We start from the raw sequence: 16,846 nt of genomic DNA on the forward strand, positions 1-16,846 counted from the left end.
AGTCCTTTCTATTGGGGGTAAAAGGTTACAATGCGTCTTAGCAAAATGGCCTTCATTGCTCGCCTTTCTTGAAAGGCGTGCGCTCGCTCAGATATTCGATATCGGACTCCACAGCTTCGCGCTCGCGTTCAAGATAGTCCGCAACGGCATTGCGCAGGCCCGGGTGGGATATCCAGTGCGTTGAGTAAGTTGTTACCGGCGCATAGCCGCGGGCCAGCTTGTGACCGCCTTGCGCGCCCGCCTCCACAAATTCCAGGCCGTGCGCGATGGCATAGTCAATGGCCTGATAATAGCAGGTCTCGAAATGCAGCATCGGTCTGTGCACGGTGCAGCCCCAATACCGTCCATAAAGTGTGTCTGAACCGATCAAGTTCATGGCGCCGCCAATCGGCACGCCATTCTCCATCGCGAAGATAAACAGCAAATCGTCGCTCATTCGCTCGCGCAGCAGGGAGAAGGACTGGCGGGTCAGATAGGGTGAGCCCCACTTTCTGCTGCCGGTGTCCATGTAGAAGACAAAGAACGTGTCGAGATGATCCTCGGTGATCTCGTCCCCGCGCAGATGCACAAACTCAAGCCCCTGTTGAGCCTTTTGCCGCTCCTTGCGCAAATTTTTTCGCTTGGCAGAGGAAAGATCGCCCAGAAAATCCGTAAACGTATTATATCTTTTATTTTGCCAGTGGAACTGCTGGTCCGTGCGTAATAGTAAGCCGTTGCGTTCCATCATCTCTGCGTCTTCCTTTGGCAGGAAGTTAATATGCAGAGAGGAGAGTTCATTGCTCTCGGCCAGCTGTATGGCGCCTGAGAGCAGGGCGGTCTTCAGGCGCGCTTCATCCGGGCCAGGCTCCACCAGAAACCGTCGACCCGTCACAGGCGTGAATGGCACCGCGCCTAGCAGTTTTGGGTAGTAGACTCCGCCGGCGCGTTCAAAGGCATCAGCCCAGGAATGGTCGAACACAAACTCTCCGCGTGAATGGCTCTTGCCATAGAGCGGCATGGCGGCTTTGAGTTTTCCGGAGGCATCTCGCAGCAAAATGTGGCGTGGCATCCAGCCCGTCGCGGCAGTGGCTGCGCCGGAGCTTTCCATGCTCTCCAGGAATTCCCACTTCAGGAACGGATCATAGCGGACGCCCTTCGGGTTCGCGACGGCATTCCATTCTTCGGGGCTGACATCGGCCAGCGCTGAAGCAAAACTGATTTTCAGCGCGGTATCGTCCATACCCCGAAACTAGGGCAAGGCGATGTCTGTGACCAGTGCTGGGGCGAGCAGTTCGAAGATGATTGCCGCTTTTTTATCTGCGGCGTCCTGGGCTTCAGATTCTGTACGCACTGTCCATGTGACGCGCGGATAGTCCACAGGGATCAGCGCCGCCGCCTTGCTGATATCGGAGACATTGACGGCCACATAGTCGATGCGGTCGACCACTGCGCGCTCGATGATGGTCTGGAAACTTTCAGTCCCAATCGTCTCGATGGGGCCAACGAGTTGTCCGCGCATCAAACCGTCCGGAAGGGCGCGCACACAGGATTCGGAAAAGCTCATCGCCGCCGCCAGACCTTTATGCGACAGCAGCATCTTTCCTGTCTTATGTGCCAATGCGACCGGGTTTGTATCCTTGTCGACCTTCATCTCGGTCAGCAGCGGCAGGTTGCGCGGCCATATATCCAACAATTCGCGGAAGGTTGGGATACGCGCCCCCAGAATAAGCGGTACGTCCTGCAGCTGTTCGCAGGACAGCTGGTTGATCTTGTCAGTCCGGTCGGAGAGGCGTGAGAGATCGCTATCGTGAAATACGACGATCTCATTGTCTGCCGTCAGCCGAACATCAAATTCAATGCCCAGGCCAGCGTCGATTGCGGCCTGAAAAGCGGGGAGCGTGTTCTCCACACAGCCTGTGCCCCATAGCCCTCTATGAGCGTAGACATAGTCTGATAGGAAGAACCGCTCCGCCATGTTTTCTTAGTCGGCAATCTCAAAGATACCGTCCACTTCGACGGCCACGCCGAGAGGCAGTTCCGGACAGGAAACGGCCGAGCGCGCATGCTTGCCGGCATCGCCGAAGACTTCGGCCATCAGATCCGAACAGCCATTGATGACTTGTGGAATGTCCGTGAAGCCGGGCGCAGCATTCACAAAGCCACCGAGTTTTACGACGCGCTTGATGCGGGACAGGTCACCCAGGGCTGCGTGGCATTGCGAGATCAGATTGATGCCGCAAATACGCGCCGCTTGCTGGCCCGCGGACAGTTCCATGTTTTCACCCAGTCGGCCTTTGATGAGACCTTCCGAAGATGCGCTAACTTGGCCGGACACAAACAGCAGGTTGCCCGTTTGTACATAGGCCACATAGGTGGCGACAGGTTTCATCGGCTCCGGCAGAACGATGCCGAGGGCGTCGAGGCGAGCTTCGGGTGTGGTCATGGAATACTCCTTGTTTGTATCCATGCGTCCCTAGCCCCTGCCTGCTGCGCTCGGCAAGGGTTGAGAGATTGAAAATGCGACTATCAGGGTTGCAGCTTTTTCATGCGGGCTGCCCGGCCCGTGATTACGGCGTCTACGCCGAACTTTTCCCGTGCGATATCCGACGCACGCTCGGCCGCGGCGCGCTTGGCGATCAGCGGGTCCAGCAGGTCTGCGCCATCGGCCTTGTGATCAGACAGTTCCGACAGGCCGACCCCAATCAGACGATATCGCACACGTGCGCGTGTCTCCTTGGCCAACAGAACCCTGGCGGCCCTGAACACAGTTTGCGCTAGTTGTGTAGGTTCAGACAGGGATATCCGACGGGTCAGCGTACGGAAGTCGGCTGTCTTCAGTTTCAGGGTCACGACACTGCCATCCAGGCCGGTCTTTTTGGCGCGGTCAGCTGTCTTCACGCACAGTCGCCATAGCTGGTCCTCCAGCCAGGCGGCATCAGAAACATCTTCGCTAAATGTCGTTTCAGCGGAAACTGATTTGCGCTCTTCATCGATTCGTACAGGCCGGTTGTCGATCCCGTGCGCCCGTTGTTTTAGCCACATGCCAGTATCGCCATAACGCGAAATTAGCGTTTTGACGTCGGCGCGGTGGATGTCTTCCACCAGATCGTAGCCATCCAATTCGAGCTTTGCGGCCAGTTTCGGCCCAACACCATGCAGGAAGCCAATGGGCTTGGGCCCCAGCAGACTCTCGGCCTCTTCTACAGAAATGGCCGCAAATCCACGCGGTTTATCCAGTTCGCTGGCGGTTTTGGCGAGAAACTTGTTCACCGACAGGCCAATCGAGACGGTTACGCCGATATCCCGTTCAATCTCAGCCGCGAGGCGAGCAAGCGATGCTGCCGGAGGCGCGCCATGGACCGCTTCCGTTCCGGAAAGGTCCATATAAGCCTCATCGACAGAGACGGGCTGAACCAGCGGCGTAAGCGATTCCATCTTGGCTCGGATCTGTTGCGCTGCCTGACGATACTTTTCGCTATTTGGTCGGACCACGACCGCATCCGGACAGGCCTTGAGCGCCTTGAACATAGGCATAGCAGACCGCACGCCGTACAGACGTGCAATGTAGCAGCATGTGGCGACAACGCCGCGCTGTCCGCCGCCCACGATGACGGGCTTGTCTTTGAGGTCTGGCTTGTCTCGCTTCTCGATCGCCGCGAAGAAGGCATCGCAATCCATGTGGGCTATGGTGAGTGATCCGAGGGCAGGGTGCTGCAAAACGCGCCGCCCGTTGCATTTCGGGCAGACATCATGCGCCTCCTCGGCCATATGATAACATTCACGGCATAAGGTATACATTTCAGGATGTTCTTGCCATGTTCTTAGAATTCGAGCAATCGGTTCGACAGAAACTCGTAAACCCGTGTTAAGGAATTAGGGTGTAGCTGGAATTCAACTCCTCGAATCGCCCAGAACCAAAGGCATCCGCAATCATCATGACTAAGACGCAAACCAGGAAAGTTCTGGTTGTTGAGGACAATGAACTCAACATGCGCCTGTTTTGCGACTTGCTGGATGCCTATGGCTTTGAAACCTACCAGTGCCGTGACGGCGCAAAGGCCGTTGAGATTGCCCGCAGGGAACTGCCCGATCTCATCATTATGGATATCCAGCTGCCCGAAGTTTCCGGCTTGGATATTACGCGCTGGTTGAAAGATGATGACAAGGTCGCGCACATCCCGGTGCTGGCTGTCACCGCATTTGCCATGCGGGCAGACGAACAGCGTGTGCGCGAAGCAGGATGCGAGGGATACCTCTCAAAGCCTATCCAGATATCAACTTTCATAAAGGCGGTTGAGGCATTGATGCCCAAGGAGGCGGCGTGAGTGCCCGTATCCTCGTTGTTGATGATATCGAGGCCAACCGGCGTCTCCTGAAAGCTCGTCTGGAAGCCCAATACTACACTGTTTTGCTCGCTGAAAACGGTATGCAAGCCCTTGGCATGGCCAAGGAAGAACAGCCCGACATCATCCTGCTTGATGTCATGATGCCGGGCATGGATGGTTATGAAGTTTGCAAGCGCCTGAAGGCTGACAATCAGACCGCACACATTCCGGTCGTCATGGTTACGGCCCTGAATGACACTGAAGACCGTATTCGCGGCCTTGATGCGGGTGCCGAAGACTTTCTGACGAAGCCTTTTGAAGACTTTGCCCTGATGTCGCGCATCGGCGCGCTGACGCGCTATAACTCGGTTGCCGCTGAACTCCGTCAGCGCCAGGCGAGTGGCCTGAAAGACGAATTGAACGAAAACCTGCTGCAGAGAATTCGCGACAAGCCGGCCCGCGTCTTCGTGGTGGATGACAATCCGCGCAGCTCTGCCCGCATTGCCGACATGTTGAGATCCGGCGGCCATAATGCTGTTACACTGATTGAGGCAGGGGGGCTTTCAAACTTGGCAGAGCAGGGCGTTGATATCCTGCTGCTCTCAATGCTGAGCGACCGGTTTGATGCGCTTAAGCTTTGCGCGCATTTCAAATCCAATGAGGCCACCCGGTCCCTCTCAATACTTCTTCTGTGTGACCCGGAAGATCAGCAGCGTGCCGGCAAGGGGCTGGAGCTGGGCGCCAGTGATGTGATCTTCTCCCCGGTAGACCGGCAGGAATTGCTCGCCCGTGTCCGCACACAGGCTCGCCGCGCCCGCTATATCGACATGTTGAGAGAAAGGGTGGATCGCGGGCTGGAACTGTCGATCATTGATCAACTGACCGGACTCTACAATCGCCGCTTCATGATGAATCAGCTCGAATCCTTCATGAGGCGCGCCGTGATGGGGGGTGCACCTGTCTCTGTAATGATGGCGGATATCGACCATTTCAAATCGGTAAACGATACCTATGGCCACGATGCAGGCGACGAAGTGCTGGTGGAAGTTGCCAGACGTCTTAAATCCAATGTGCGGGCGCTGGACGTGGTTTGCCGGCCGGGCGGGGAGGAGTTCCTCGTCATCATGCCCGAAACCCCTGGAGACCTCGCCTGCGCCGCGGCTGAGCGTATTCGCCAGGCTGTTGCGGCCCAACCCTTCTCTGTAAACAAGGGAGAGCGCGAGATCAGCATCACAGTCAGTGCAGGCGTCGGCACTATCCTGGGACCGGATGATACCGTTTCCGATCTCATCAAACGCGCTGACGTGGCGCTCTATCAGGCAAAGTCATCCGGTCGGAACCGCGTAGAGAATCAAGCTGCCTGATTGACTTCTGCCTGATACGGGCTCAGTGGGCCGCATCATGACTGACCGGTTCGCGGCGTTTCGCCATTCCTCCTATCGCAGATACTTCCTGTCGCGCTTCCTGACATCTCTGGCAGCGCAGATTGTCTCTGTGGCTGTTGCCTGGCAGATGTATGACCTGACACAGAATGCAGCGCTGCTCGGCTGGATCGGACTGGTGCAGTTCTTGCCAGCCCTGCTGCTGGTCGTAGTGACCGGTGTGACCGCAGACAGGCTGGGACGCCGGAATGTCATGGGTGTTGCCGTGACGATGGAGCTCGCCTGCGCCGGATTCGTCCTGTTTCTCGCCATCACAGGCACGTTCCAGCCGGTCATCGTCCTTGGTACGCTGACAGTCTTTGGCATTGCGAGAGCCTTCTACACGCCTGCCTCGTCTAGCCTCGCGGTCAATCTGGTGCCGCGAGATGATTTCGCGAATGCTGTTGGCTGGATCGCCTCATCCTGGCAGGCGGCCTCTATCTTCGGTCCCGTCGCAGGCGGCTTGCTATACGGCATCTATCATGGCGCGGCCTATGCTACGGCAGTTGTCCTGTTCGGCATTGCGGCTGTTCTGATCTTCTCCATTCCGAAGCCTGAGCAGCGCATCGAACGGGAGGCCACAAGCATGAGCACACTGCTGGGTGGCTTCAGCTATGTCCTGAAGCAGAAGATTGTTCTGGGCGCGATATCGCTGGATCTCTTTGCCGTACTTCTGGGCGGAGCGGTGGCGCTGCTACCGGTTTATGCACGTGACATCCTGCATATCGGGGAAGAGGGGCTGGGCTTGCTGCGCGCAGCGCCAGGCATAGGCGCGCTGATCATGCTGGGCATTATCACGGCGTTCCCGATCAAGGATCATGCGGGAATCGTCCTGTTTATCTCGGTCGCTTTGTTCGGGCTGGCTACGGTCGTCTTCGGACATTCCACTGTCGCATGGCTGTCCATTCTGGCCCTGATGTGCGTTGGTGCGTTTGACATGGTATCAGTCTATATTCGCGAGGTGCTGTTGCAGCTCTGGACACCGGATCAGGTGCGCGGCCGGGTCAATGCCGTGAATTCCATTTTCCTGGGCGCGTCCAATGAATTGGGTGAAGCGCGGGCCGGCTTCATGGCGGCCAAATGGGGCGCGGTATTTACCGTTGTAGCTGGTGGCTATGCCGCTGTTGGTATTGCCGCTGCATGGGCCTTCATGTTCCCCGGTATCCGCAAGACGCGAGACCTGCATCACGGGGCACCGGAAGAGTAGCGGGCAACAAAAAACCCGCTCATTGAGCGGGTTTTCTGAAATCTTCATAAAGAACAGGATCTTACTTGATCTTGCCTTCTTTGAATTCGACGTGCTTTTTGGCAACCGGATCGTATTTACGCTTGACCATTTTCTCGGTCATATTGCGCGGGTTTTTCTTCGTCACATAGAAGAAACCGGTGTCGGCCGTCGAGTTGAGGCGGATCTTGATGGTGGCTGGTTTGGCCATGACGAAAGCTCGCTTATGTTAGCGTCTGAAACTGGAAAGCGGCTTAATGGCGAGGTGCGGACCGGAAGTCAAGCGCCATTGCTGCTAGAGACGGTCGGAAGTGTGTCCGCTACGGGTCCATCGCAGGAACGGCGGGCCGCGTTGAAGGTCTGGTTTTTCCAGTCTTTCCTCGATTTCCCCGAGCATAAAGCGCGTTACATTGGGCAAATCCAGGTCCAGAGCGTCTTTCAGCGTCACCCATTGCAGGTCTGACAGTTCGGCACCATCGACCGGCGGGCGCTCATCAATCAGCGCCTCTTCGGCCTCCGCCATAAAGAATCGCGCATCGAATCGGCGCGGCCTGTAGGGCGGTGTGATCGCTCGACCGATAAAGGTTAGCGGGGAGAGATGCGGCGCGGCGTCCAGCGCGTGGAAGCGTTTCCAGCCTTTGACATAAGTGTCCGGCATTTCTGCCTCACGGGCCACCAGCAGGCCGGTTTCTTCAAAGGTTTCGCGGATGGCTGTCAGGCCGAAAGCGCGGGGCTTGCGGCGCGTCTGGAGGCGCAGCTTGGCTTCCACTTCAGGCCGGAACTCGCAATAGGAGGTCGCCCGGCCATCCTCGGGGTCTACACGCCCGCCCGGAAAGACATATTTGTCCGGCATGAAGACATGCCCGCCAGAACGCTTGCCCATCAGTACGCGCGGGTGGGAGGCATCCCGGCGCACCAGAATCAGCGTTGCCGCATCTTTCGGGCGCGGGCTGCGCTTGCCGGTCTCGACGACATCGCCGTCATTTTCCTTGTCATAGGCTGATCCGATCAGACCAGTCTTCGGGGCAGTATCAGGCATAAATCTACTTCTTGCGGCCACGCCGCTTGTGCTTGGGCAAGGTCTTCTTGCTGAATTTCGGTTTTCCACTCTGTTTGGACTGGATACGGCCCGGGCCGCCTCTGCGGGAGGGGGTATCTGTATCTGTCTTGCGGCGGGCCTCCCTTCGGCCCTTTGGGGCAGGCATGGGCTCTGATAGCATTTCCAGCAGCAGGCCGCCTTGCAGCGGCGTGACTTCCTTCAGACGCACCTTCACGATTTGGCCGAGGCCATAGGTCTTGCCGGAGCCGCGTGCATAGATCTGCATCGCAGCATCATCCAGTACCCAGTAATCGTCCGAGATAGACGAGATAGGCACGAAGCCATCTGCACCAGACCCGGCCAGTGCCACGAACAGGCCCGCGCCAGTTACACCGGTGATGCGGCCTTCAAACTCTGCGCCCACCCGGTCAGCCAGGAAGAGGGCAAGATAGCGGTCGGTCGCCTCGCGCTCTGCTGCCATGGAGCGACGCTCGGTGCCGGAAATATGCTCGGCAATCTCCTCCAGCCGCACTGACATGTCTTTCGACAAGCCATCCGGGCCGAGGTTCAGCGCTGCGATCAGCGCGCGGTGCACGATCAAATCGGCATAGCGGCGGATCGGAGAGGTGAAGTGGGCATAGCGCACAAGATTCAGGCCGAAATGGCCGAGATTCTCTTCGGAATAGATCGCCTGGGCCTGCGTGCGCAGCACCATCTGCGTGACCATCTGGTCATAATCACCGCCTTGAATATCTTTAAGCAGGCGGTTGAACTTTTCAGTCTGCGGACGCTCGCCCACATGCCATTTCATGTCGATGGTCTGTAGGAATTCCGCAAAGGCCGCGATCTTTGCGTCGGTCGGCACATCGTGCACGCGATAAATCAGCGGGCTTTTCTGCTTCTCCAGCGTTTCGGCAGCGGCCACGTTTGCCTGGATCATGAACTCTTCGATAAGGCGGTGAGCCTCAAGGCGTTCCTTGGTGATGATGCCTTCAATCTCTCCGTCCTCGGAGAAGATGATACGGCGTTCCGGCAGGTCGAGGTCAAGCGGCGAGCGTTTGTCCCGCGCCTTCGCCACAGCGGCATACGCGCTCCAGAGCGGCTTCAGCACATCTTCCAGCATCTCGCCGGCCTTGCCGCCCGGCTTGCCGTCTATCGCGGCTTGAGCCTCCTGATAGGACAGCTTGGCGGCAGACTTCATCATGCCACGAATAAAACGATGAGAGCGCTTGGTGCCGGATTTGTCAAAGATCATCTCCACCGCCATGCAGCGGCGCAGTTCCCCTTCGCGCAGCGAGCATTCGTCCGCAGACAGCTCAAAAGGCAGCATCGGCACAACCCGGTCCGGGAAGTAGGTGGAGTTGCCGCGCTTCAGCGCCTCGCGGTCCAGCGGGGAATTCTCGGTCACGTAAGCCGCGACATCCGCAATCGCGACAATCACGCGCCAGCCATCGTCCAGCTGTTCTGCGAAGACGGCATCGTCATGGTCGCGCGCATCATGCGGGTCGATGGTGATCAGCGGAATTTGTGTCAGGTCTTCCCGCTCGGCCTTGGCCGGTTTCGGATCACGGGCCTGTTCCAGCGCGGCTTCCGGAAACTCGACCGGGATGTCATGCGCATGGATGGCCAGCAGGCTCGCCGAGCGCGGATCATCAATGTGGCCGATCACTTCGCGCACAATGCCCAGATTCGGGCCATACTGACGCCGGGCCTGGGGCTTGGGCACGGTGATGACGAGATCGCCATCTTCCGCGCCATTGCGGTCCGCTTCCTGGATCAGGAATTCGCGACGTTCCTTGCGGTTGGACGGGGTCACCTTGCCGCCGCGCGGGCCCTGCGAATACAGGCCGACAATCGAATTGCTCAGCCGCTTTTCCAGCACGGTCAGCGCGCGGGCCTGCCACACGCCATCGACCAGCTTGATCTTGCAGAGGGCGCGGTCTCCTTCGCCGGGCTCGGTCACCTTGCCGCGCGGCTTGCCGGAGAGGCCCGTATAGATGATGTCCGGACCGAAGGGGCCATTGTCGCCGACGGCCTTGCCGATCAGGTCACCATTCTCGTCCTGATGGGTGAATTGTACCACGCCGGTGGGGGGCGGACGGTCGGCCTGGGCCCAGGCGCGTTTGCCTGTGCGTTCAAGGGTGCCGTCCTCCTCCAGTTCCTTCAGGATTTCACGCAAGGTGGCGCGGTCGCGGCCCTTCACTTTTAGGCCGCGCGCAATGTCCTGCTTCGTGGTGGCGTTCGGATGGTCCCGAATATAATCAAGGACCGTTTGCTTATCTGGAAAACTCATACAGCCGCATATAAGCGGACTCGCGTCAAATTGCGCGGGTTTTTACTGTATCTGCTTCTCAGTCTTCCTTTTTCGCGGCTGGTTTCTTCTTGGCAGGGGCCTTTTTCTTGGCGGCTGGCTTTTTAGCTGCAGCTTTCTTTGCCGGGGCTTTTTTCTTGCCGCCTTTGGTGGCTTTGGCGTTGATCAGCTCGATGGCCTGTTCCAGCGTCACGGTATCCGGCGTCATATCCTTGGGCAGGGTGGCGTTGGTCTTGCCATGCTTCACATAGGGGCCATAGCGGCCTTCGAAGACCTCAATCGCCCCGCCATCGGGGTGATCACCCAGGGATTTCAGCGCCGTTGCCGCCCCGCGGGCTGCGCCCTTGGCCTTCTTGTCCGCGATCAGCGTCACCGCATGGTTCAGGCCGATGGTGAAAACATCGTTCGGGTCTTTCAGGTTCGCATAGGTCTTGCCGTGCTGAACATAGGGGCCGAAGCGGCCGAAATTGGCGAGGATGGGCTCACCATCTTCAGGGTGTTTGCCGACTTCGCGGGGCAGGGAGAGCAGCTCCACGGCGCGGTCCAGCGTCAGGGCCTGCGGGTTTTCCTTCTCGGCTTTGGTCAGCGAGGCGCGTTTCGGCTTGTCGTCCGTCGCCATCTCGACATAGGGGCCAAAGCGGCCGGTCTTGAGGAAGACGGTCTCGCCCGTTTCCGGGTGGATGCCCAGTTCCTCACCGTCGGGATTGATCGCGCTTTGCTCTCCGGTGGCGGAGAATTGCCGCGTATATTTGCACTCCGGATGGCGGGAGCAGCCAACAAAAGCGCCATAACGGCCGAGCTTCATCGACAGCTCGCCCTCTTTGCAGAGCGGGCACTGACGTGGATTCTCGACCGGGTTGCCATCGGCATCCTGGCGCGGGAACACATAGGCGCCGAGTTCTTCGTTCAGCACATCCAGCACTTCGGAAACGCGCAGATCTTTCGTCTGGTCGACGTCCGAGATGAATTGCTGCCAGAACTCCTTCAGGAAGGCTTTCCAGTCGAGCTTGCCGTCAGAGATGATGTCCAGCTTCTCTTCCAGGCCGGCGGTGAAGTCATACTCCACATAGCGCTGGAAGAAGTTCTCCAGGAAGGCCGTCACGAGGCGGCCCTTGTCCTCGGGGATCAGCTGTTTTTTCTCGAGACGCACATAGCCTCGGTCTTCCAGCGTCGACAGCGTCGAGGCGTAGGTCGACGGACGGCCAATGCCCAGCTCTTCCAGCTTCTTGACCAGAGAGGCCTCGGTGTAACGTGGCGGCGGCGTGGTGAAGTGCTGAGTGGCGTCCGCCTTCAATAGGTCGGCATGCTGGCCTTCCTGCATTTTCGGCAGGCGATTCTCGTCATCGTCGCTGTCTTCGCCTTCGTCGCGACCTTCCATATAGAGCTTGATATAGCCATCAAACACCAGAACCTGACCGGTCGCCCGCAGTACGGCGCGGCCATCCTTGGATGTCAGGTCAATGGTCGTGCGCTCGAATTGTGCCGTTTCCATCTGTGAGGCGACAGCGCGGCGCCAGACCAGCGTATAGAGCTTTTTCAGGTCTCCATCGCCGTGATACTCTTCAGGGCGCAGGTCGAAATTGGTCGGGCGGATGGCTTCGTGAGCCTCTTGCGCATTCTTTGCCTTTGAGGAGTAACGGCGCGTCTTTTCCGGCAGGTAGCGCGCGCCATAGTTCGACTGTATCATGGATCGGGCCGCCGTATAGGCTTCCTCGGCCATGTTCACACCGTCGGTCCGCATATAGGTGATGCGGCCTTCCTCGTAGAGCTTCTGGGCGGCCTGCATGGTGCGCTTGGCGGTGAAGCCCAGCTTGCGGGAGGCTTCCTGCTGAAGCGTGGAGGTAATGAAAGGCGGCGGCGGGTTGCGCCTGACCGGCTTTGCCTCGACCGAGCTGACAGAATAGCCACCGCCACGCACGACCTCCAGCGCCTTGTCGGCATCGCCCTTGTTGCCGAGCGTGAATTTCTTCAGCGTCTCGCCGTCCAGGCTGTAGAGTCGGGTTTCAAAATCCGTACCGTCAGGTGCGCGCAGATTGGCCAGCACGTTCCAGTACTCTTCCGGCTTGAACAGTTCGATCTCGTTCTCGCGGTCGCAGACAATGCGCAGCGCAACGGATTGCACACGGCCAGCCGAGCGGCTGCCGGGCAGCTTGCGCCACAGCACCGGCGACAGGTTGAAGCCGACCAGATAGTCCAGCGCGCGGCGGGCAAGATAGGCGTCGACCAGTTCGGCATCGATCTGTCGGGGTTGCTCCATCGCAGCGGTCACGGCGCTCTTGGTTATGGCGTTGAAGACGACGCGCTCGACCGGCGTGTCCTTCTTAAGGGCGCGGCGCTTGCGCAGGGCTTCAACCAGGTGCCAGGAAATTGCCTCTCCTTCGCGATCAGGGTCGGTCGCGAGGATAAGCGTGTCGGCTTCCTTCAGCGCAGAGGCGATCTCGGAGATTCGCTTGGAGGATTTTGAATCCGCTTCCCAGACCATCTCGAAATCATTCTCCGGATCTACTGATCCGTTTTTGGAAGGCAGGTCGCGGATATGGCCGTACGACGCCAGGACTTTATAGTCCTTGCCGAGGTATTTATTGATGGTTTTGGCCTTGGCGGGCGACTCGACGACAACAAGTTTCATGCGCTTACCTCTTTAAGGCGGCGAGAGATGGGGGGCGGAGACGTCAGCTGTCAAGGCCGGGCTGTGTTCAACCGTCTTCCTTGTAGGCGATGTAGGTGAGAGTACAGAACAAAACAAACAGCGGCGGACTCCAAGCAGCCACTATAGGAGGCGCGGCACCGGTGGCCCCCAGGCTGGAAGAGAATTGGGTGAAGAAATACAGTCCCACAGCTGCAAGTGATCCTATGGCCAGCAGTTGGGAATTGCCTCCCATACGCTGAAGGCGAAGGCAAACCACCGCACCTATCAGGGCCATCGCCACGAACAGCGCGGGAAGGGCCATCAGCGCGCTGAGTTGCATCTTGTAACGCGAGGCATCTAGGCCCGCCGCCTGGGTCTGGCGCACGAAGTGGGGAAGATCCCAGAATCCGATTGTGTTCGGCGAGGCGAACTTGTCGAGCAGTGTGCTGGCATCAAGGGTTGTTGGAATGGCCAGATTGGCTTTGCGCTCGGTCGGCTGGTTCGGGATGTTTTCCACAACGCCTTCCAGCTGCCAGAAGCCATCGCGCAGGATCGCCCGGTCAGCATCAATGCGTCGGGCAAATGCGAAATCATTTGTCGGGCGCCCATTGGCGTAGAGGCGCTCTTCTTGGATCATCTTTACATCCTGGAGGTTCACACCGCCTTCTTCGACGCGCTTGGCATGAATTACAATCTGGTTAGTCTCATCGCCCTGACGCAGCCATATGCCGGTATCGGAGACCGAAAGCGTGGGCTTGCCCTCATTTAGCAGCCTGTCGCGGGTTATCTCGAAGGATTCCGTCAGGCGCGCGGCAAAGGGGTTCAAAACCATCATCGTGAACAGGCCCATCACCAGTCCTAGTCCGATAACCGGAGTTAGAAAGCGCCAGGCCGAGATGCCACTTGCGCGAATAATCGACAGTTCCGAACGGCGGTTGAGGCGGGTGAACGCCATCATCGAAGCCACAAGCAAGGCAAAGGGTAGCGTCTGCTCGACAATCTGAGGCAGCTTCATCATGGAGAGTTGAAGCGCACCGAGAATGCTGAGCGAGACATCGCCGCCGACGGTCCGCAGCTGCTCAACCACGTCGATCATCAGGATCGCCAGCAGTAGAATGCCCAGCACAAGAGCAAGCCCGGTCAGGCACTCTTTGAGAATGTAAAGCTGGATGCGGGAAAACAGGGGCATCAGTTGGCCGCGCCTCCTGCGCCGCGGAACAGATCAATATGCGGGCGTTCGATTTTTCCCAGATGCCTGCCACGGGCGAAATAGATATAGCTGAGCGCACCAATTGCCGACAGTGGAGCCAGCCATTGCAGGATATTCAGTGCCGGGTCACTCGCCGCCTGAGACTGAAGGACAAGCTGCACAATCAGAACGCCAATGGCTCCGCCGGTCGCATAGCCGATCCGGCGACTATAGCCCTTCCGGCTGAAATCGCCGCCCAGCACAGCATAGATTGCCAGCAGGACCATGACGATATTCAGGAGCGGCGTGGTCAGGCGGCTATGAGCTTCTGCCAGGAAGGCATCCGCCTCTTTCAGTTCGAAATAATTGGTCCGGTCCACGAAAAAGAGTTCGTAGAGATATTTGTCAGAGGCCTTCAGCACGAGGTCTGACTCCTCTTTCATGAACTCGCTGAGATCGAACAAATATTGATCGAATTCCAGAATGGAAAGCTGCTGGTTTTCGTCCAATTGCTGACTGGTTGCATCGCGCAGCAAAAGGGTTGGCTTGCCGTCCACTTCGATCAGCGCGGCGCTGCGGGCCAGAATGTCTGTCGGGTGCGCGGCATCAGTCATATCGGAGATCAGCACGCCTCTCAGTTCCCCGCCTACCTGTTCACGGGCATAGAAGGTCAGCCGGTCGCCATTGCTGGTGAATTGGCCAGGGCGGATCAGGGCGGCAGCCAGATCGGCCCGCGCTGTCGCCACCGTTTCCCGCATCGCACGTTGCGCCATAGGCTGGACCCACAAATTGACGGTCAGATGGGCAATTGCGCAGATGACGGCGAGGCGGATAAGCGGCGAGGCGACCTGCCAGCGGGTCATGCCAGCGGCTTGGGCCACAACGATCTCGCTGTCCTTGTGAATGCGGTTCAGAGACCAGACACTGGCCACAAACAAAGCGAGCGGCAGCAGCAGTGCAATGATCTGAGGCGCGCCGAGCATGACAATATAGAAATAAGTCAGCGCCGACTGTCGGTTCTCAAGAATCAGGTCGGTCCGTGAAAGGCCTTGAGCAAGCAAGGCAAGCATTGCCAGGCCGCCCACAATGATGACCACAGCCCTGAGGACTTCGAAAAATAGATATGTCTGGACTTTGGTCATAATGCGTAAGGCAGGCTTTTCGCAGAATCCTTCAGAAACGGGTGATATTTCCCTAGCTAACGAGTTGCGCTGCGCGCGTCGACGTTTAGTTTCCGCTGCAAATGGAGAATCCGCATATGAAAATAACATTCGCAGACAATGCCAAAGCTGAGATCGTTGCCTTTATCGTTGATGAGGATGGCGGTTTGCCTGCTGCGGCCACTGATTTTGATAATGCCTCAGGTGGCCTTCTGGCAGAAGCCATGGAAGGCAGCCGCTTTTCCGGCAAGAAAGATCAGCAATCTCTCATCGTGATGCCTAAAGGCAGTGACACCCGCCGCGTTGTCCTGATCGGCGGAGGCAAGCTGGACAAGCGCGATGCCCGCGTTCTGGAGGGCCTGGGCGCCAATCTTTACAAGTCGCACTCCGGCAGCGGCTTCAAATCCATCGCCATTCATGCTGCTTCCGCTGAAGACGCAGCCCGCATGGCTGTCGGCGCGAAGCTCGCGGCCTATCGGTTTGACGACTATTTCACCAAGCTGAAAGACGATCAGAAGCCGACCGTTGAAAGCGTCACTTTCATCGTGGAGGATGTGGCTGCTGCCGAGAAAGCCTTCGAGCCGCTGAATGCTGGAGCTGAAGGCACCATTCTGGCACGGACGCTGGTGAATTTGCCGCCGAACGATCTCTATCCGGCTGCCTTTGCAGACCGTCTGAAAGAAATGAGCGATCTGGGCGTAGAAGTCGAAGTGCTCGGCGAAGAGAAACTCGCCAAGCTGGGCATGAACGCCATGCTGGGCGTCGGCCAGGGCAGCGTCAAGGAAAGCCAGCTCGGCATCATGAAATGGATGGGCGGCACGGAAGGCGATGATCCGGTTATCCTGATCGGCAAGGGCGTCTGCTTCGATACCGGCGGCATCTCCCTGAAGCCGGGACCGGGCATGGAAGACATGCGCGGCGATATGGGCGGCGCAGCGGCTGTGACCGGCACCATCCGCGCGCTGGCCGAGCGCAAGGCGAAGGTCAATGTCATCGGCCTAGTTGGCCTGGTCGAGAACATGCCGGACGGAAACGCGATCCGTCCGGGCGACATTCTGAAGTCCGCCTCCGGCCAGACCATAGAAGTGCAGAACACAGACGCCGAAGGCCGCCTCGTTCTGTGCGATGTGCTCTGGTATGCGCAGGAGCATTTCAAGCCGAAAGCCATGGTTGATCTCGCTACACTGACTGGCGCAATCGTGATCTCTCTCGGCCACCATCATGCCGGTCTGTTCACCGCGAGCGATGATCTTGCGGACGAACTGTCCAAGGCGGGCCAGACCGAAGGCGAGCGCGTCTGGCGCTTGCCGCTGGGCCCGGAATATGACGCGCTGCTGAAGTCAAAATTCGCGGATATGCGGAATATTGGCGGTCGCGCGGCTGGCTCCATCACAGCGGCGCAGTTCCTGAAGCGCTTCGTGAAGGAAGACGTGAAATGGGCGCACATCGACATTGCCGGTGTGGCCTGGGTTGAGGGTGAAAAAGCGGCCTTTGATGTCAGCTGGGCCTCCGGTTTTGGTCCGCGCCTGCTCGACCGCTGGATCGCTGACAATTACGAAAGCTGATCG

Annotated in this window: 14 protein-coding genes; 4 read left to right on the forward strand and 10 right to left on the reverse strand. The window is 58.3% G+C overall.

What is annotated here, in order from left to right; all coding sequences use genetic code 11:
• Nucleotides 1-52: 52 nt before the first annotated feature.
• From HY2_RS05325 to HY2_RS05340, 4 genes are all read right to left on the reverse strand, one after another.
• Nucleotides 53-1,219, reverse strand: coding sequence for a GNAT family N-acetyltransferase (locus HY2_RS05325; RefSeq protein ID WP_034825420.1), 1,167 nt, complete (start codon nt 1,217-1,219; stop codon nt 53-55).
• A 9-nt stretch (nt 1,220-1,228) separates the two neighbouring features.
• The gene (locus HY2_RS16670; protein WP_081814941.1) at nt 1,229-1,954 is read right to left on the reverse strand and encodes a glycerophosphodiester phosphodiesterase family protein; all 726 of its coding nucleotides are present in this window, start codon (nt 1,952-1,954) and stop codon (nt 1,229-1,231) included.
• Between the two features lie 6 nt (nt 1,955-1,960).
• Nucleotides 1,961-2,422, reverse strand: a complete 462-nt coding sequence (locus HY2_RS05335; RefSeq protein WP_034825596.1) for a RidA family protein — start codon at nt 2,420-2,422, stop codon at nt 1,961-1,963.
• An 83-nt stretch (nt 2,423-2,505) separates the two neighbouring features.
• Nucleotides 2,506-3,777, reverse strand: coding sequence for a DNA polymerase IV (locus HY2_RS05340; protein WP_034825422.1), 1,272 nt, complete (start codon nt 3,775-3,777; stop codon nt 2,506-2,508).
• Between the two features lie 137 nt (nt 3,778-3,914).
• On the opposite strand from HY2_RS05340, the gene HY2_RS05345 reads away from it, so the two are divergent.
• The 3 genes from HY2_RS05345 to HY2_RS05355 are packed head-to-tail and all read left to right on the forward strand — an operon-like array spanning nt 3,915 to nt 6,932.
• Entirely contained in the window at nt 3,915-4,304 is a 390-nt protein-coding gene (locus HY2_RS05345; protein ID WP_034789747.1) for a response regulator, read from the forward strand.
• On the forward strand, nt 4,301-5,668 hold the full coding sequence (locus HY2_RS05350) for a PleD family two-component system response regulator (RefSeq protein WP_034825424.1): 1,368 nt from the start codon (nt 4,301-4,303) through the stop codon (nt 5,666-5,668). Before HY2_RS05345 ends, HY2_RS05350 begins: the two co-directional genes overlap by 4 nt.
• 37 nt (nt 5,669-5,705) lie before the next feature.
• Nucleotides 5,706-6,932, forward strand: a complete 1,227-nt coding sequence (locus HY2_RS05355; protein WP_034825598.1) for an MFS transporter — start codon at nt 5,706-5,708, stop codon at nt 6,930-6,932.
• 61 nt (nt 6,933-6,993) lie between these two features.
• On the opposite strand, the gene rpmG is transcribed toward HY2_RS05355, so the two are convergent.
• From rpmG to HY2_RS05385, 6 genes are all read right to left on the reverse strand, one after another.
• Nucleotides 6,994-7,161: a 50S ribosomal protein L33 gene (gene rpmG, locus HY2_RS05360; RefSeq protein WP_034789743.1), complete on the reverse strand. Its 168-nt coding sequence runs from the start codon at nt 7,159-7,161 to the stop codon at nt 6,994-6,996.
• An 84-nt stretch (nt 7,162-7,245) separates the two neighbouring features.
• On the reverse strand, nt 7,246-7,989 hold the full coding sequence (locus tag HY2_RS05365; protein WP_034825426.1) for an NUDIX hydrolase: 744 nt from the start codon (nt 7,987-7,989) through the stop codon (nt 7,246-7,248).
• Nucleotides 7,990-7,993: 4 nt separating this feature from the next.
• The gene (gene rnr / locus HY2_RS05370) at nt 7,994-10,282 is read right to left on the reverse strand and encodes a ribonuclease R (protein WP_034825428.1); all 2,289 of its coding nucleotides are present in this window, start codon (nt 10,280-10,282) and stop codon (nt 7,994-7,996) included.
• A gap of 58 nt (nt 10,283-10,340) precedes the next feature.
• On the reverse strand, nt 10,341-12,929 hold the full coding sequence (gene topA / locus HY2_RS05375; RefSeq protein ID WP_034825430.1) for a type I DNA topoisomerase: 2,589 nt from the start codon (nt 12,927-12,929) through the stop codon (nt 10,341-10,343).
• Between the two features lie 67 nt (nt 12,930-12,996).
• Entirely contained in the window at nt 12,997-14,118 is a 1,122-nt protein-coding gene (gene lptG / locus HY2_RS05380) for an LPS export ABC transporter permease LptG (protein ID WP_034825431.1), read from the reverse strand.
• The gene (locus HY2_RS05385) at nt 14,118-15,260 is read right to left on the reverse strand and encodes an LptF/LptG family permease (protein WP_051594753.1); all 1,143 of its coding nucleotides are present in this window, start codon (nt 15,258-15,260) and stop codon (nt 14,118-14,120) included. Before HY2_RS05385 ends, lptG begins: the two co-directional genes overlap by 1 nt.
• 116 nt (nt 15,261-15,376) lie before the next feature.
• On the opposite strand from HY2_RS05385, the gene HY2_RS05390 reads away from it, so the two are divergent.
• Nucleotides 15,377-16,843: a leucyl aminopeptidase gene (locus HY2_RS05390; RefSeq protein WP_034825432.1), complete on the forward strand. Its 1,467-nt coding sequence runs from the start codon at nt 15,377-15,379 to the stop codon at nt 16,841-16,843.
• Nucleotides 16,844-16,846 lie beyond the last annotated feature (3 nt).

The organism is Hyphomonas pacifica, from assembly GCF_000682675.1.
GTDB classification, from domain to species: domain Bacteria; phylum Pseudomonadota; class Alphaproteobacteria; order Caulobacterales; family Hyphomonadaceae; genus Hyphomonas; species Hyphomonas pacifica.

Coding starts and splice junctions, on each gene's coding strand:
- HY2_RS05325 (WP_034825420.1), bottom strand. CDS start 1,219: ATGGACGATACCGCGCTGAAAATCAGTTTTGCTTCAGCGCTGGCCGAT.
- HY2_RS16670 (WP_081814941.1), bottom strand. CDS start 1,954: ATGGCGGAGCGGTTCTTCCTATCAGACTATGTCTACGCTCATAGAGGG.
- HY2_RS05335 (WP_034825596.1), bottom strand. CDS start 2,422: ATGACCACACCCGAAGCTCGCCTCGACGCCCTCGGCATCGTTCTGCCG.
- HY2_RS05340 (WP_034825422.1), bottom strand. CDS start 3,777: ATGTATACCTTATGCCGTGAATGTTATCATATGGCCGAGGAGGCGCAT.
- HY2_RS05345 (WP_034789747.1), top strand. CDS start 3,915: ATGACTAAGACGCAAACCAGGAAAGTTCTGGTTGTTGAGGACAATGAA.
- HY2_RS05355 (WP_034825598.1), top strand. CDS start 5,706: ATGACTGACCGGTTCGCGGCGTTTCGCCATTCCTCCTATCGCAGATAC.
- rpmG (WP_034789743.1), bottom strand. CDS start 7,161: ATGGCCAAACCAGCCACCATCAAGATCCGCCTCAACTCGACGGCCGAC.
- HY2_RS05365 (WP_034825426.1), bottom strand. CDS start 7,989: ATGCCTGATACTGCCCCGAAGACTGGTCTGATCGGATCAGCCTATGAC.
- rnr (WP_034825428.1), bottom strand. CDS start 10,282: ATGAGTTTTCCAGATAAGCAAACGGTCCTTGATTATATTCGGGACCAT.
- topA (WP_034825430.1), bottom strand. CDS start 12,929: ATGAAACTTGTTGTCGTCGAGTCGCCCGCCAAGGCCAAAACCATCAAT.
- lptG (WP_034825431.1), bottom strand. CDS start 14,118: ATGCCCCTGTTTTCCCGCATCCAGCTTTACATTCTCAAAGAGTGCCTG.
- HY2_RS05385 (WP_051594753.1), bottom strand. CDS start 15,260: ATGACCAAAGTCCAGACATATCTATTTTTCGAAGTCCTCAGGGCTGTG.
- HY2_RS05390 (WP_034825432.1), top strand. CDS start 15,377: ATGAAAATAACATTCGCAGACAATGCCAAAGCTGAGATCGTTGCCTTT.